This is a genomic window from Vibrio sp. TRT 29B02 (assembly GCF_050113655.1).
GTDB lineage: Bacteria > Pseudomonadota > Gammaproteobacteria > Enterobacterales > Vibrionaceae > Vibrio.
Window position 1 is genome coordinate 50634 of record NZ_JBNJOJ010000001.1, and the last position, 13370, is coordinate 64003.

15 protein-coding genes are annotated in these 13370 nt (G+C 46.3%); 4 read left to right on the forward strand and 11 right to left on the reverse strand.

Annotated elements, in window-relative coordinates:
- Positions 1 to 132: 132 nt before the first annotated feature.
- Both ACQEXT_RS00195 and ACQEXT_RS00200 read left to right on the forward strand, forming a co-directional pair.
- Positions 133 to 1068: an endonuclease/exonuclease/phosphatase family protein gene (locus ACQEXT_RS00195; protein ID WP_138971123.1), complete on the forward strand. Its 936-nt coding sequence runs from the start codon at positions 133 to 135 to the stop codon at positions 1066 to 1068.
- A gap of 104 nt (positions 1069 to 1172) precedes the next feature.
- Positions 1173 to 1319: a hypothetical protein gene (locus tag ACQEXT_RS00200; RefSeq protein ID WP_171052136.1), complete on the forward strand. Its 147-nt coding sequence runs from the start codon at positions 1173 to 1175 to the stop codon at positions 1317 to 1319.
- A gap of 74 nt (positions 1320 to 1393) precedes the next feature.
- Here the strand turns inward: ACQEXT_RS00200 and yghU are convergent, their stop codons facing one another.
- Together yghU and ACQEXT_RS00210 are read right to left on the reverse strand one after the other, a co-directional pair.
- Entirely contained in the window at positions 1394 to 2254 is an 861-nt protein-coding gene (yghU, locus tag ACQEXT_RS00205) for a glutathione-dependent disulfide-bond oxidoreductase (RefSeq protein ID WP_426950053.1), read from the reverse strand.
- Positions 2255 to 2457: 203 nt separating this feature from the next.
- Positions 2458 to 3105, reverse strand: coding sequence for an HAD family hydrolase (locus tag ACQEXT_RS00210; RefSeq protein ID WP_426950055.1), 648 nt, complete (start codon positions 3103 to 3105; stop codon positions 2458 to 2460).
- A 285-nt stretch (positions 3106 to 3390) separates the two neighbouring features.
- Here ACQEXT_RS00210 and ACQEXT_RS00215 point away from each other — a divergent pair, with 285 nt between their 5' ends.
- Positions 3391 to 4266 carry an NAD(P)-dependent oxidoreductase gene (locus tag ACQEXT_RS00215; protein ID WP_426950057.1) on the forward strand — a complete coding sequence of 292 codons (876 nt, stop codon included), beginning with the start codon at positions 3391 to 3393 and terminating at the stop codon, positions 4264 to 4266.
- Positions 4267 to 4567: 301 nt separating this feature from the next.
- Here ACQEXT_RS00215 and ACQEXT_RS00220 read toward each other — a convergent pair whose 3' ends face one another.
- From ACQEXT_RS00220 to ACQEXT_RS00250, 7 genes are all read right to left on the reverse strand, one after another.
- Positions 4568 to 5599, reverse strand: a complete 1032-nt coding sequence (locus ACQEXT_RS00220; protein WP_426950058.1) for an NADP-dependent oxidoreductase — start codon at positions 5597 to 5599, stop codon at positions 4568 to 4570.
- 76 nt (positions 5600 to 5675) lie between these two features.
- A complete protein-coding gene (locus tag ACQEXT_RS00225; RefSeq protein ID WP_426950059.1) occupies positions 5676 to 6260 on the reverse strand; it encodes a TetR/AcrR family transcriptional regulator in 585 nt (194 codons plus the stop codon).
- A gap of 155 nt (positions 6261 to 6415) precedes the next feature.
- Complete coding sequence (gene yqfB, locus ACQEXT_RS00230; RefSeq protein WP_426950060.1) at positions 6416 to 6733, reverse strand: N(4)-acetylcytidine aminohydrolase; 318 nt, start codon at positions 6731 to 6733, stop codon at positions 6416 to 6418.
- On the reverse strand, positions 6730 to 7926 hold the full coding sequence (locus tag ACQEXT_RS00235) for a DEAD/DEAH box helicase (protein WP_138971105.1): 1197 nt from the start codon (positions 7924 to 7926) through the stop codon (positions 6730 to 6732). The genes yqfB and ACQEXT_RS00235 overlap by 4 nt, the downstream gene beginning before the upstream one ends.
- 109 nt (positions 7927 to 8035) lie before the next feature.
- Positions 8036 to 8503: an OsmC family protein gene (locus tag ACQEXT_RS00240; protein WP_138971106.1), complete on the reverse strand. Its 468-nt coding sequence runs from the start codon at positions 8501 to 8503 to the stop codon at positions 8036 to 8038.
- 141 nt (positions 8504 to 8644) lie between these two features.
- Complete coding sequence (locus ACQEXT_RS00245) at positions 8645 to 10324, reverse strand: pseudouridine synthase (RefSeq protein ID WP_426950062.1); 1680 nt, start codon at positions 10322 to 10324, stop codon at positions 8645 to 8647.
- A 76-nt stretch (positions 10325 to 10400) separates the two neighbouring features.
- Positions 10401 to 10802 carry a hypothetical protein gene (locus tag ACQEXT_RS00250; protein WP_426950063.1) on the reverse strand — a complete coding sequence of 134 codons (402 nt, stop codon included), beginning with the start codon at positions 10800 to 10802 and terminating at the stop codon, positions 10401 to 10403.
- A 171-nt stretch (positions 10803 to 10973) separates the two neighbouring features.
- On the opposite strand from ACQEXT_RS00250, the gene ACQEXT_RS00255 reads away from it, so the two are divergent.
- Positions 10974 to 11843, forward strand: a complete 870-nt coding sequence (locus tag ACQEXT_RS00255) for a LysR family transcriptional regulator (protein ID WP_426950064.1) — start codon at positions 10974 to 10976, stop codon at positions 11841 to 11843.
- Positions 11844 to 11895: 52 nt separating this feature from the next.
- On the opposite strand, the gene ACQEXT_RS00260 is transcribed toward ACQEXT_RS00255, so the two are convergent.
- Positions 11896 to 12669: a siderophore-interacting protein gene (locus ACQEXT_RS00260; protein ID WP_426950066.1), complete on the reverse strand. Its 774-nt coding sequence runs from the start codon at positions 12667 to 12669 to the stop codon at positions 11896 to 11898.
- A 93-nt stretch (positions 12670 to 12762) separates the two neighbouring features.
- Positions 12763 to 13347 carry a LysE family translocator gene (locus ACQEXT_RS00265; RefSeq protein WP_426950067.1) on the reverse strand — a complete coding sequence of 195 codons (585 nt, stop codon included), beginning with the start codon at positions 13345 to 13347 and terminating at the stop codon, positions 12763 to 12765.
- Positions 13348 to 13370 lie beyond the last annotated feature (23 nt).

Sequence of the window (13370 nt, forward strand, 5' to 3'; positions counted from 1 at the left end):
ATAATTATGCATTTGTGCGCAGAGGTAGCTGACTGTTAGTCACTTGAGTTGAGCTATATTTCATAGTGTAGCGGAGTAATGTGACAGCTTGACGCATACTTGGTTGATATCGTGCATAAGGAGAGCCGATTGATAAAGCGCAGCTTAGTCTGGTTATTGATCTTCAGTCCAACATTGACATGGGTCGGATTCTCATTTTATGAATCGACTTGGTGGATTGAAAACATTGTCGCGTTTCCGGCGGTCTTTCTATTGATCTACTGGGGACTCGCGTTGGCCTTGATATTGAAGAAGTGTTGGGCGCAGGGGGTCGTGTCTGTTTTGTTATCGGGTGTGTTCTTGCTCCTCGCTCCAAACTCTCAGCACACTTTAGTCACCAACTGCGTTAATCCGATCACAGTGAGTCAGTTTAATCTTTACTACGGCAACAGAAACATCAATCAATTTATAAACCGCCTGCTATCGAATCCCACTGATTTAGTCGTGCTGCAAGAGGTTGCGCCTGAGATAGGTGAAAAACTCAAGACACTCGATGATGTGTATCCCTATTACTACGGCGGACAAGAGGGAATTGGTTACCCTTCTAGCCAGATGATTTTGAGTCGAGCGCCACTGCGAGACGTCTCCGTGTACATGACGCCAGATCAGCAAGCCATCATCCACGGTGTGTGGATGCCAAATAAGCATAGTGCGGTGACCTTTATTGCTGCACATCCTCCTTCACCAAGGACTAAAGAGCTCTGGTATCGACGTAATGCCTTGATAAGGACGATAGAGTCTATCATTGAACTTTATCCGAGCGATGAAATGCTGGTGGTTGGAGATTTCAACCTATCCGCGGTCAGCCTGAGGTTTGGTCAGATTTTGCCAAGTTTTCAAACGGTGCCAGTGGCGAGTTGGCCTAATTGGGCTCAAGAGGTTGCGACCCCCGATTTTTCAATGATTGCGATTGATCACTTATGGTTAAAGTCATCCTTGGAAGGAAGGCGTATATGTGAACGACGAAGTATCAATCATCCAAACGGCTCTGACCATAAAATGGTGATCACTAAGATTGGGTTTCTTTAATGGGGCTAGCCGGACGAAACAGATTCAACTGTTACCATGGTTGAACTCGCAGTAGGCAGTCTGTAGAATCGCCGCTCCTTAACACTCTATCCGTTTGAGGGTTTATGAACAGTGCACAAGTTGCGGCGTCATATTCTACAGCGATTGTTTCACCTATGCGTGAAGTGATGATGCGAGAATTTTTGGCGTTAGCAAAAATGGCGTCGGCAATTGCCTTACCATTTTTGCTGTTGTCTCTGGTTTGGATTTAACTCAGAGCAATACGACACAAGGATGTGTACTTTCTAGCCTTCCTGACATCATCCTCTTTCAGCACCGGTCATCCTTACTCTGGCTTTAACGCCATGACTTTATCGATATCCTCTGCGCTATGGCGTTCGAGCACCTGTTCCCACTCTTCACCAAATGGTCGGTTCACAATACGTCCTCGCTGTACGGCTTGACGAGACTCAATCTGTTTGGCCCAACGGACCACATGGGTGTAGCTCTCTACCTGTAAGAACTCAGCTGCGTTATACAATTTGCCTAGTACTAGGTTTCCATACCATGGCCAGATCGCCATATCCGCAATCGTGTACTCTTCACCAGCGACAAAGGTGTTGTTTGCCAACTGCTTGTCCAGTACGTCTAACTGACGTTTGGCTTCCATCGCAAAGCGGTTAATCGGGTATTCTTGCTTCTCATCGGCATACGCGTAGAAGTGGCCAAAGCCTCCACCTAAGAATGGTGCGGAACCTTGAGCCCAGAACAACCAGTTGAAGGTTTGGGTACGGGCAGGCCCACTTTGTGGTAAGAACTTGCCAAATTTTTCTGCTAAGTGAACCAAAATTGACGCCGATTCAAACACGTTCTCAGGTGTTTCGCCTGAATTGTCGACCAACGCAGGTATCTTAGAGTTCGGGTTTACGGCAACGAATCCTGAAGAGAACTGATCGGAATCCCCAATTTTAATTAGGTGCGCATCATACTCCGCCTCCTTAATACCAAGGGCGAGTAACTCTTCCAATAAAATGGTGACTTTTTGGCCATTCGGAGTGCCTAAAGAGTAGAGCTGAAGGGGATGTTCGCCAACAGGTAGATCCCTTTCAAATCGAGCCCCTGCTTCTGGGCGATTAATATTTGCCCATTGGTTTCCTGAGCTAGGTTGGTTCTTCCAAACTTTAGGTGGTACGTATTGAGTTGTCATTGTCGTTCCTTATTCGGATTGCGTTCAATACTATTATTGGGTCACTTTAGTCGATAAAAACCCTAAGTAACAAACTGCCTATAGAACGCTTAGTTATTGAAAATTGGTAAAGGGTATAAGGGCGAGGTGCCGTGTTCGACAAGATGGTCGGCGAAGAAGTAGCGAGTAAAGCAATGATGAGAAATGCTTACTCGCTGTCGAGATTACTGCTGTTTTAAATCGGCTAGGGCATCATGCAATGATGGCAGGATCTGGTGGCCAAGGGCGATCACATCCTCACTAGGTTCAAGCAGATCTGGGATTTGATAGGTATTCATTCGCGCTGCCACTGCACTACGTACACCATTGTTTGAGTCTTCAAACGCGAGACACTTAGTCGGGTCTACTCCCAAACGCGTTGCGGCGAGTAGGTAAATCTCTGGGTCAGGTTTGCCATGTGACACTTCGCAACCACAAGTCAGGCTATCAAAATACTTATCGAGACCTGCCAGTTTAAGCTTAAAAGTGGCGACATCCTTATGTGTTGAAGTGGCGACAGCCGTTGGAATCTTGTGGCTTTTTAGCCACTCAAGTAGCTCTATAACGCCATCTTTGACAGGTATTGCCTGATGCTTGACGATAGCGTTGTAGTTGACTCGCCACTCATCGTGTACGGTTTGGTAGTGCTCCCCATAAGCGTGACGAAAGATCTTTTCAATCGTTGCAGAGTTACAACCAATAATCGATCGGTAAACCTCTTCATGGAAAGGTTGATGGGTTGTAGCGCAGGCCTGTTTGAAGACGCGCATACAGACACGTTCAGTGTCGAGTAGAAGGCCATCCATATCGAAGATAGCGGCTTGATAATTCATGTGACAACTTATTAAACATGGAAGTAACTGCGTTGATTCTGGCACAATTAGTCAAGTGAGTAAAAGAGCATATCAATGATATCTCGACAATTTTAATCGTCTTCGCTGGGGCGATTTGTTTTGTAAATGGGTAGAGGTGGTTGGTTAATCTGCCCTTATCGGTGACAAACAATGCTAAGTTTGCGTACTTTTCGAATGTGAACAACAGTTCGTTTGAGAAGTTAATTTGTCCGCCATTATTTAGTACACTGGCAACACAACAATCTATAACAGAGAGATAGAGTCATGAGCAACAAAGTCGCCTTCATCGGATTAGGAGTGATGGGCTATCCAATGGCGGGTTATCTTAGCAAAGCGGGAAACCAGACTAAGGTGTATAACCGCACATCGGCTAAGGCAGAGCGTTGGGCTGAAGAGTATCAAGGAACGCCGTGTGCAACACCGAGAGAAGCCGCGCAAGATTGCGATGTGGTTTTTGTCTGTGTTGGTAACGATGATGACGTGCGCAGCGTTGTTTACGGTGAAGATGGTGTCTTGGCAGGGCTAAAACCAGGAGCAGTATTGGTTGATCATACGACGACGTCGGCAGAGTTGGCGATTGAGTTGGCAGATGCGGCGAAAGAGAATGGAAATGCCTTTATTGACGCCCCTGTTTCTGGTGGACAAGCAGGCGCAGAAAATGGCGTGTTGACCATCATGTGCGGTGGTGATCAGAGTGTATTTGATGCCGTATCTCCCGTGATGGATGCCTATGCGAAACAAGTCAGCTTGTTTGGTGAAAACGGGCAGGGTCAACGCTGTAAGATGGTTAACCAGATTTGTGTGGGTGCTGTATTGCAAGGCCTCAGCGAAGCCATTTTGCTTGCGCAGAAAACGGGTCTTGATGTTGAAAAAGTCGTTGATACTTTAAAGCATGGTGCCGCAGGATCATGGCAAATGGAGAATCGCGCAGTCACTATGGCTAACGATCAGTTTGATTTCGGCTTCGCCATCGATTGGATGCGTAAAGATCTTGGATTCTGTCTTAAAGAAGCAAAACGCGTTGGTATCGAGTTGCCTCTGACTAAAGATATTGACCAACGATACGCTCAACTGCAAAAAGATGGCTATGGCCGTATGGATACCTCTGTATTGATTAAAGCGCTAGGCAAAAATCAGTAAAAAATAAACAGCTCTTTGGTGTCAAACAGTCTAAAAAAATCGAAGCTTTTCATGGTTCACCCCTCATTGTTCCTACAGAGCTAAGCCAATAGAGAGGTGCTATATGCACCTCTTTTCCTATTTGGTTTCATCAATAAATTTAGTTTAGGTTTTGCACGATTGCCAAATTTTATCTTCAGCAAATAGCGCGGATTGGAAAAGACGTTGAGGACGGTTGGTTTGGATTCGCAACAGCAAAGAGGGCTCACCACAGTGAGCCCTCTTTGGCATGATGTTTTAGTGTTCGATCACTACGTTTAGATCAAAGGGCAGCGTTGGTTTGAACAACGAGTTTACCGAAGTTTTTTCCTTCCAGCAGGCCGATAAAGGCTTGTGGTGCGTTTTCTAGACCTTCAACCAGATGCTCGCGGTAGTGAATTTTGCCTTCAGCTAGCCATTGCCCCATGTCTGCTGCAAATTCGCCATAGCGGTGAGCGTAGTCGTCAAAAATGATAAAGCCTTGCATTTTAATGCGTTTGATCAGCAGTTGAGCCATTAGCATTGACATGCGGTCTGGCCCAGCAGGCAATTCTGTCGCGTTGTACTGAGAAATTAACCCACATAGAGGAACACGAGCGCTGGTATTTAGGAGAGGCATTACTGCATCAAATACTTTGCCGCCAACGTTCTCGAAATAGATATCAATACCCTTATCACACACCTTTGCTAGCTGCTCGGCGAAATCGTCGGCCTTATGATCAATACATTCATCAAAGCCTAACTGTTCTTTTGCGTAACGGCATTTTTCTTCACCACCAGCGACACCGATAACTCGACAGCCCTTTAACTTACCAATCTGGCCAACCATAGAGCCCACTGCGCCAGTCGCAGCCGCAACGACTAGAGTTTCTCCCGCTTTAGGCTGACCAATGTCTAGCAGCCCCATGTAAGCGGTGAAGCCTGGCATGCCCATAACGCCTAACGCATAAGATGGATGAGAAGGTGCTTTACCCATCTTAATGAGACCTTCTCCATTTGAAATGCCGTAGTCCTGCCAACCGGTAAAGGCGAGAACCCATTCACCGACTTCAAAGTCAGGGTGGTTGGATTGCTCTACCTGACAAACGCTACCGCCAACCATCACTTCACCCAAAGCGACAGGATCGGCGTAAGATTTAGCATCGCTCATACGTCCACGCATGTAGGGATCAAGAGAAAGGTAAACACTGCGAAGTAGCATTTCTCCTTCGGCAGGTGTTGGTTTATCGACATTCTCAAGACGGAAGTTACTGTCGACCGGAGCACCTACCGGTCTTGAAGCGAGGACAATGCGGCGATTCGTTGAATTAGTCATGGGTAGTTCCTTATTATTAGACCAGTCGTCTAGTTGATGTTTCAAAAAATCCCGCCGTGTAAAGTGGCGGGTATTATTAGTTGTTTAAAAGTTGTTGAGTCGCAATGTAGCAAGATTCCAGATTGCGGCCATCTTGATGCAATTTGTTCAATAAACTTGCCCCAAGCCATTGCTGATAGAGCTGACGTGCCATTTGATCCGCATCACGACAGTGAATTGAGCCATCTTCAATACCAGATTGAATGCATTTGGCCAGCATCTGAACTATCTTTTCTGCACCGGACGCCAATTTCGACCTCATAGGCTCTGATAAATCCGCTACTTCAGCACTTAGCTTTACCACCAAACACTTATTGGCGTTACACATCCCGTTGTCGACATCTAACCAGCGCGAAAAATAATCTAGCAGGCGTTCGCGGCCAGTTGTCTTGTCATGCGACAATAAGTCACCGACTCGTGTCAGATAAGTTTTGAAATACTCTTCAATAAGCGCTTCTCCAAACTGTTCTTTTGATTTGAAGTAGTGATAGAAAGAACCTTTAGGTACATCTGCACTTTTAAGCAATTCAGATAGGCCAACCGTAGTAAAGCCTTTAGCCACGACCAATTGGTAGCCGACTTCGAGTATGTGTTGACGAGTGTCTTGAGTTTTAGCGTTCATGGCGCTACTATAATTTAAATTAGACCAGTCGTCTAGTTTTTGTTTTTCGTGACATAACCATGGACTGGTTAAGAGAGTGATCGAACGAACAGGCGGAACCAAGATTAACTTGATGAGAAGACACAGGCTACCGTTGGTAGCCTGCGTTAAGCCACTTAAACGAGCTCGTAACTGATTTCGAAAAGGGTGTCTGTATTAGGGTAAATCTCCCTAATCAGTGCTTTGAGTTTTGGTAGTTCAATCGATTCCTGCTCGGCATGGAACTCGTTGATATCATCAAAGTGGAGGGGGGTAACCGACAGTATCTTAATGTTGCAGACTTTTTGGTCAGTTTCTAAGGTGTACACCTCCACTTCCGTTCCTGGAACATAATGGGACTCAGACTCATCACGGATGGTAATGGTCTTTTTTCCCGCCGTGATCAACGGAGTCAGAAACTCAAAAAAGGTAATTTTAGTTGGTGCGTTCATCAATTATCCTTTTGTTGGCGTTTGTGTTTTGGCACATAGTTTAAGATAGAAATCGGCACTGGCTTACGAGGCTCAAAACCTTCAATTTCACGGCGCTCAATCAAGTGACCTAAACGAGATTCGATCATGCAAAGGTTCTTGAAGTTATCTTTCGAGACAAATGAAATCGCTTCACCTTGCGCATCCGCACGACCCGTACGACCAATGCGATGAACATACTCGTCTGCTGGGAATGGCAGATCATAGTTAATGACTCTCGATAGCCCTTCAATATCAATACCGCGAGCGCCGACGCCTGTCGCAATCATGTATTTAATTTTGCCTGCTTTGAAGTCAGCGAGTAGTTGTGAACGCACCGCCTGACTTCGGCCACTGTGAAACGCTTCAGCAATGATGCCGCGCTTTTCAAGCTGCGACGCCAGCTTGGCTGCGCCATGTTTAGTTTCGATAAAAATCAGCGCCTGATCCCAGTCATTCTCATTGATCAGATGACTCAGCAGCGCTGATTTTCTGTCTTTGTCTACCGTTATCAGCCATTGCTCAATGTTTTTCTTTGATGCTTGGTTGGCCGCAATAGAGATTTCATACGGGTCATGAACCGCGGTTTTAGCCAGATCGCGCACCTTGTTCGACAGGGTTGCCGAAAACAGAAGATGCTGAATATCGGTAGGCAAACGATCGAGAATCTTGTTGATGTCTTCAATGAAGCCCATGTCGAGCATTCGGTCTGCTTCATCGAGTACCAGCACTTCGACTTCATCGAAATGCACTGCGCGTTTGCCATACATATCAATTAGGCGGCCTGGTGTTGCAACCAGAATATCGACACCATCGATTAATGCTTGTTTCTGGCTACTCTCATCGACGCCACCGTACATAGCGAGAGAGGTGAGAGACAGATTCTTACTATAATCTTGTACCTTTTGCTCAACTTGCATTGCAAGCTCACGGGTAGGAGCAAGGATGAGAGCGCGAATGCGTTTCTTACGCTGGGTTTGCCCTTGACTGAGCTTTTGTAAAATTGGCAGAACAAAGCTGGCGGTTTTACCGGTTCCCGTCTGTGCCGCAGCGATAAGGTCATCACCACGTAAGATCACTGGAATCGCTTGTTGTTGAATTGTAGTTGGCTTGCTGTAGCCAAGTTGAGAAATCACGTCGGTGATCGGTTGGCTCAGGCCAAGTTTGGAGAATGGCATGGTTACACTCAGGTTTTTTATCGTAGTGGGCGTTTACCCCATAATTGACGCTGAGTGTAGCATGAAGTGAGTTATTTTGATTAGCTTTGTTTCTCTCGCTTTACCGCTTCTAAGCAAGGATTTCAGTGGTTATCTCTGTTTTGACTGAATTCGCGATGAAGCAGTGTTGATGAGCAAGGTGATGGAGTTTTTGCAACTGCTCAAACGTTGGTTGCTTGTCTCCAACGAAAATGATGTCGGGCCGCAGAATCACTTGTGTCACGGAGCTTCTTCCTTGAGAGTCTTCTTCCATATAACCAACAGCGTGATCGATGTACTGGTCGATCACGTAGCGCTGTTTGGCGGCTATGCCAAGGAAAGTTAGCATGTGACAGCTGGAGATCGCAGCGATATACGCTTCTTCAGGATCAACATTTTCCGCCACTGAAAAGGGTAGGGGGACAACATGAGGTGAAGACGAGGCGGGAACAACGATTCCGCCATCAAACTCCCAAGTGTGGCCACGGCTGTATTGATTGTCGTTAAAGGGCTCTTGCTCGCCACGTTGCCATTTAACCGTAGCAGTGTAATCAGACATATTTGAACATTCCTTGTAGGCTGGCTTTAAGACATTGTCATACACTGATTAGGTTGAGGTCTGAACCCTTAGATAACAAAAGCCTGACTAGACTCACAGCATTGACGGTTTCTAGTCCGCGCAGTGAGTCCTGTCTGCGAGCTAAAACTCGGCCGGTGCTGAAAAGGTTAGTCTCTCTTTGCTATAAGGGTGGTCAAACTCCAACCGCTCTGCGTGTAGATGTAAGCGATCTGCTTTCTCACCATACAATCCATCACCGACCATAGGCAGGTTTAGTCCGAGATGGTGTGCACAGTGAACCCTTAGTTGGTGCGTGCGTCCAGTTTTCGGATAGAGGTAGAGCTTGCTTCGTCCGTCAGTGGTGTTAATTTTTTCCCAGTAAGTTTCAGCGGGTTTGCCATGCTCAAAACAGACCAATTGGCGAGGGCGGTCAACGGGATCCCCTCGCATTGGTAGAGTAATCTGGCCGCTCTCTTGGTCAACACTACCCTCGAGCAAAGCGACATAGCGCTTGTGTACGCTGCGGGAGATAAACTGTTTCTGGAGGCTTTTGTTGGCGCGTTTAGTGAGTGCAAAAACCAGCAATCCCGATGTGGCCATATCCAATCGATGGATGACAAATGGTCCTTCTGCGTCGGGATAACGCATTTGTAAGCGTGTATAGGCAGAGTCCGAGATGATCTTGCCTGGCACTGATAGTAGGCCCGAAGGTTTGTTTACGACGACTAATGCTTCGTCTTCGTATAAGATTTCCAACTCTTTGTCTTGTGCCCAGCTCTCTTCCAGTGGGTTGTCGTCAACCAGCAAGCCTTGCAACATGTGACCTAATATTGGCTGGCACTTGCTATTACAGGATGGATAGAACTTTGCGTGCTGTCGAATTTCCGATTTGGGAGAGACTCCCCACCAGAATTCCGCCAGCGCTAATGGTTTGAAGTTGTGCTTAAAGGCGTAATGTAACAACTTTGGTGCCGCACATTCGCCTGCTCCTGCGGGAGGAGTCGGGCTCGTCGTCGGTGCAAAGATTGCAGATAGAGACTGTTGTTGTCCATGTGCATTAAGAAAACGGTATTGATTGAACAGTTTATTTTGCAGGGTATTGGACAACTGTTTTCTCTGTTGCTTGAGCTGTTCTAGTGACGTCTGCAAGACATCAAGCTCTGCTGTGATCGCCGCGATTCTTTCTTCCCACTCTAACTTGAGGTATTTGAGTTTGTTTTTTTCAGCGACACTCTCTTTGCCTAACGCTACTAACAGCGCATCGAGCTCCGCTTTACTTAATGTTTGTTCGCCGCGTTCGCGTTGCATTTTACGCGCTGCTCGGCCAGCAATAATGGCTTGACGCTGCTGATGTTCTTCGCTCTGATAGTCTTGCTGTAATTGACTTAACGTCTGTTTAAGCTCTATAAAGCGGGGGTTGGATTGCTGCTGGGTAACCGCACTATTGATCTCAGTTATATTAGCCAGATCTGAACGAAAGAAACTTTCCTCTGCCAGCATATCAAACACCGGTGGTACAAAGCCTGGTAGTAGGTTTTGGTCTGCGATCTTGCCAGAAAAAGCAGAGAGATAACCAATTTCACCTAGAGGAGACTTAACCAGTAGAACGCCAAACATTTTACCCGTTCCTGCTGCATCACCATCGATGCCAAAGTTATGTTGCCATTGCTTCTGGGTCGTCAAGTGTTGTTGCAGTTGCTCAGCCGCTAACACGCACAATGGGTGCGGTTGATAATAAAACGGAAAGGTAAATTTCTCTGGTAGTGAATAATGTGCGATATCAGTGGAGAAACGGGTAAATAGATCTTGAGGGTGGTGCATTAGGGTATTCACTACAGGTAAAAACAACTGGCGTGATTTTACCTGTTTGTGTCTGGAATGCTAGCGCAGTGAGAGGCTAGCGGATGTAATTGATATTCGCACTGACGTACCAATGTTGCACTGTACCGTCGGGTCTTTCGATCCAAACGTCATTATCAAGGAACTTAACTCGACCATTGACCGAGAGCGATAATTTGTTGTCATCAACCTTAGTCACAGTAATAAATGGGTCAGATGTGATCAAAAAAGGTTCTGAGTCTGAGACGCTGGCTGATTGATCGATGAGGAAGAAGTGGTTCAATTTACCGGCTTGAGGATCGGTTGATATCGCTTTGTGACCGACCAATTTGTAGCCACCACCAATTGATTGATTAAGGATTTCGTTGCCGAGACGAACATGGGTAGGAATGAACACCCATGCTAGTACGAGTGCGATCGTGATGATGAGTATACTCAGTGACAGTTTGACTTTAGACATTTTCAGTCGCTTTTGGAATCGGAACAGGAGGCCATGTTATCACAATCGAAGTGCGGTTTTTTGCTTTGAACCTATCCGGCTAAACAATTCACGACTTCGATTCTTGTGAGATTGTTGTCTTTTTTGCAATAATTGACCGTTAGATGACCTTGAATATTACAGAGTGACAAGATGGCGAATTGGGAAGGAGTCAGTGAGTTTGTCGCGGTGGCGGAAACACACTCATTTACGGCGGCGGCAAACAAACTGGCGACTTCAGTTGCGCAGGTCAGCCGTCGCATTTCTACGCTAGAGGAACGTTTGGCCGTTAAGCTATTTAACAGGACGACTCGCAAAGTCACCCTCACCGAAGCTGGGCATGTTTACTTCCAGCAATGTAAGCATCTTGTGGAGGGGTTAGAATTGGCTGAACTGGCGGTTACTCAGATGCAGTCAACGCCGAAGGGATTGTTAAAAGTGACCGCCCCAGTCACCTTCGGTGAGCAAAATTTAGCGCCTTTGTTGCATCAGTTTCTGGAACAGTACCCACAGGTCGATCTGGAGCTTATGTTGACCAACCAGAAGCTGGATCTTATTGAGATGGGCTTTGATGTGGCGATTCGCCTTGGTCGTCTACAAGATTCGAGTTTGATCGCAAAACGTCTCTCAAGTCGGCAGTTATACGTTTGTGCTAGCCCGAGCTACCTAGACAGATATGGAGAGCCTTATACATTATCTGAGTTAGCTCGCCATCAGTGCCTTGTGGGGTCAGTAGACTACTGGCGCTTTAGGGATGCAAAGAGCGAAAAATCAATACGCGTTACAGGCCGAATTCACTGCAATTCAGGCTATGCGCTGCTTGATGCGGCGAAACGAGGGCTAGGTTTAGTTCAACTGCCCGACCACTATGTTCAACACGCTTTGGATGAGGGTGATTTGATCGAAGTATTGACGGAGTATCGAGATGAACGCGAAGGTATTTGGGCGCTTTATCCGCAAAACAGAAACCTATCGCCTAAAGTTCGGTTGTTGATTGATTTTCTCGCGGAGAAGTTGGTCTGACGGTTCACTAATGAACAGATTGAGGGAGAAATTCCCTCAATCTATATCCCGGTTAGTTGTCATGCTGTTCCGCATCTTGGCGTTTAATCACTTTGTGACCGTCTTCTGCAACGCCTTGTTTCCAATAACTACTGATGTAGATATTTTCTCTTTCTACCTGTCTTTCATTTCTAAAGTACTGGCGTAGCCCTCGCATAGAGTCAAACTCACACGCGCACCAAACGGAAGTTTTACCTGCATGCCAAGGTAAAGAACGTACTGTGTCGACTAGCGATTCGTTTGCGAAAATCCATTTAACGTCAAAGTGACTTGGCGTCTCAATAGGCTGAATATCGAGCTCTGAAATAACCTTGATCACAGCATAGCCTTTTGCATCATGCGGCAAACGGCGGATCTTAGCGGATAGTGCTGGCAGTGCGGTCATATCGGCGGTCATAAAAAACCAGTCCGCTTCTGTATTCATATCTTGAATCGAACCTGGACCCGCAATAGAAATGCGTTCACCCACTTTGGCACTCATTGCCCATCGAGCGGCAAATCCGCACTGTAGATCCTCAGTAATATGTTTAACAAAATCGACTTCAATCAATCCGTTATCGGCGTCAAAGCGGCGGATGGTGTAAGTGCGCATGATAGGGCGATCGCCTTCGCTCATCGTGGTGAGATCAGTGCCACCTGATGGTGTAAACAGTAACTTGATGTAGCTACCTTCACAATCGGCAGGGAATTCAACAAGCGCATCACTCTGAAGAGTAATGCGCTGCATGTTGGGAGTGATGGATTCAGTCGCTGAGATGGTTACTTGTCTTGGAGATGGCTTATTCATTTCTTACCCGATAATTGTTCGTATTCGCGTTTAAGATTAGCAGCACAATTTCAAGTTAGATAGCATCTTTAAGTAAATTTACATTCAGCCCAGCTAGATCATCGGCAGGGTTGAGGCGACGAGCAGTGTAGCCATCGCGATATTAAAGCTTCGAATACGAAGTGTACTGGTTAGCCAACGTTGTAGCTCACGTCCCGCCAGTATCCAAAAAGTACCAGAGGGAAAGTTCACGATTAAAAAGGTACTTGATATGATCATTAGTTCAAACCAACTTCCACCATTGCTATACAAGGTGACGGAACTGAGAGCCATTGACCAGCCTTTGGGGTTGACCCACTGAAAGCTTGCTGCGGCAAGAAAGCTCATTGGTCTAAAGTCATCAACTGTTGAGGCTCTACCACTTAACGCAATCTTAAGCGCCAAATAAGCCAGATAGGCCAAGCTGACGTATTTTAGTACGACATGCGCTGTTGGATAAGCTTCAAATATCTTGGTCAAGCCTAGGCCAACAAGCAATACCATAAACGCAAAGCCAACTGCTATCCCACACATGTGCGGAAGCGTGCGCATATAACCCACATTGGCTCCAGACGTCATCAACATGATGTTATTGGGGCCTGGGGTAAAGGTCGAGACAAAAGCAAATAAAATGAGAGCACTAAGTTGTTCAAATTCCATGAGAGTTCCTAATTGCAAAGTGA

Coding starts and splice junctions, on each gene's coding strand:
- yghU (WP_426950053.1), bottom strand. CDS start 2,254: ATGACAACTCAATACGTACCACCTAAAGTTTGGAAGAACCAACCTAGC.
- ACQEXT_RS00240 (WP_138971106.1), bottom strand. CDS start 8,503: ATGTCTGATTACACTGCTACGGTTAAATGGCAACGTGGCGAGCAAGAG.
- ACQEXT_RS00255 (WP_426950064.1), top strand. CDS start 10,974: ATGGCGAATTGGGAAGGAGTCAGTGAGTTTGTCGCGGTGGCGGAAACA.
- ACQEXT_RS00215 (WP_426950057.1), top strand. CDS start 3,391: ATGAGCAACAAAGTCGCCTTCATCGGATTAGGAGTGATGGGCTATCCA.
- ACQEXT_RS00210 (WP_426950055.1), bottom strand. CDS start 3,105: ATGAATTATCAAGCCGCTATCTTCGATATGGATGGCCTTCTACTCGAC.
- ACQEXT_RS00260 (WP_426950066.1), bottom strand. CDS start 12,669: ATGAATAAGCCATCTCCAAGACAAGTAACCATCTCAGCGACTGAATCC.
- ACQEXT_RS00200 (WP_171052136.1), top strand. CDS start 1,173: ATGAACAGTGCACAAGTTGCGGCGTCATATTCTACAGCGATTGTTTCA.
- ACQEXT_RS00220 (WP_426950058.1), bottom strand. CDS start 5,599: ATGACTAATTCAACGAATCGCCGCATTGTCCTCGCTTCAAGACCGGTA.
- ACQEXT_RS00250 (WP_426950063.1), bottom strand. CDS start 10,802: ATGTCTAAAGTCAAACTGTCACTGAGTATACTCATCATCACGATCGCA.
- ACQEXT_RS00245 (WP_426950062.1), bottom strand. CDS start 10,324: ATGCACCACCCTCAAGATCTATTTACCCGTTTCTCCACTGATATCGCA.
- ACQEXT_RS00265 (WP_426950067.1), bottom strand. CDS start 13,347: ATGGAATTTGAACAACTTAGTGCTCTCATTTTATTTGCTTTTGTCTCG.
- ACQEXT_RS00235 (WP_138971105.1), bottom strand. CDS start 7,926: ATGCCATTCTCCAAACTTGGCCTGAGCCAACCGATCACCGACGTGATT.
- ACQEXT_RS00225 (WP_426950059.1), bottom strand. CDS start 6,260: ATGAACGCTAAAACTCAAGACACTCGTCAACACATACTCGAAGTCGGC.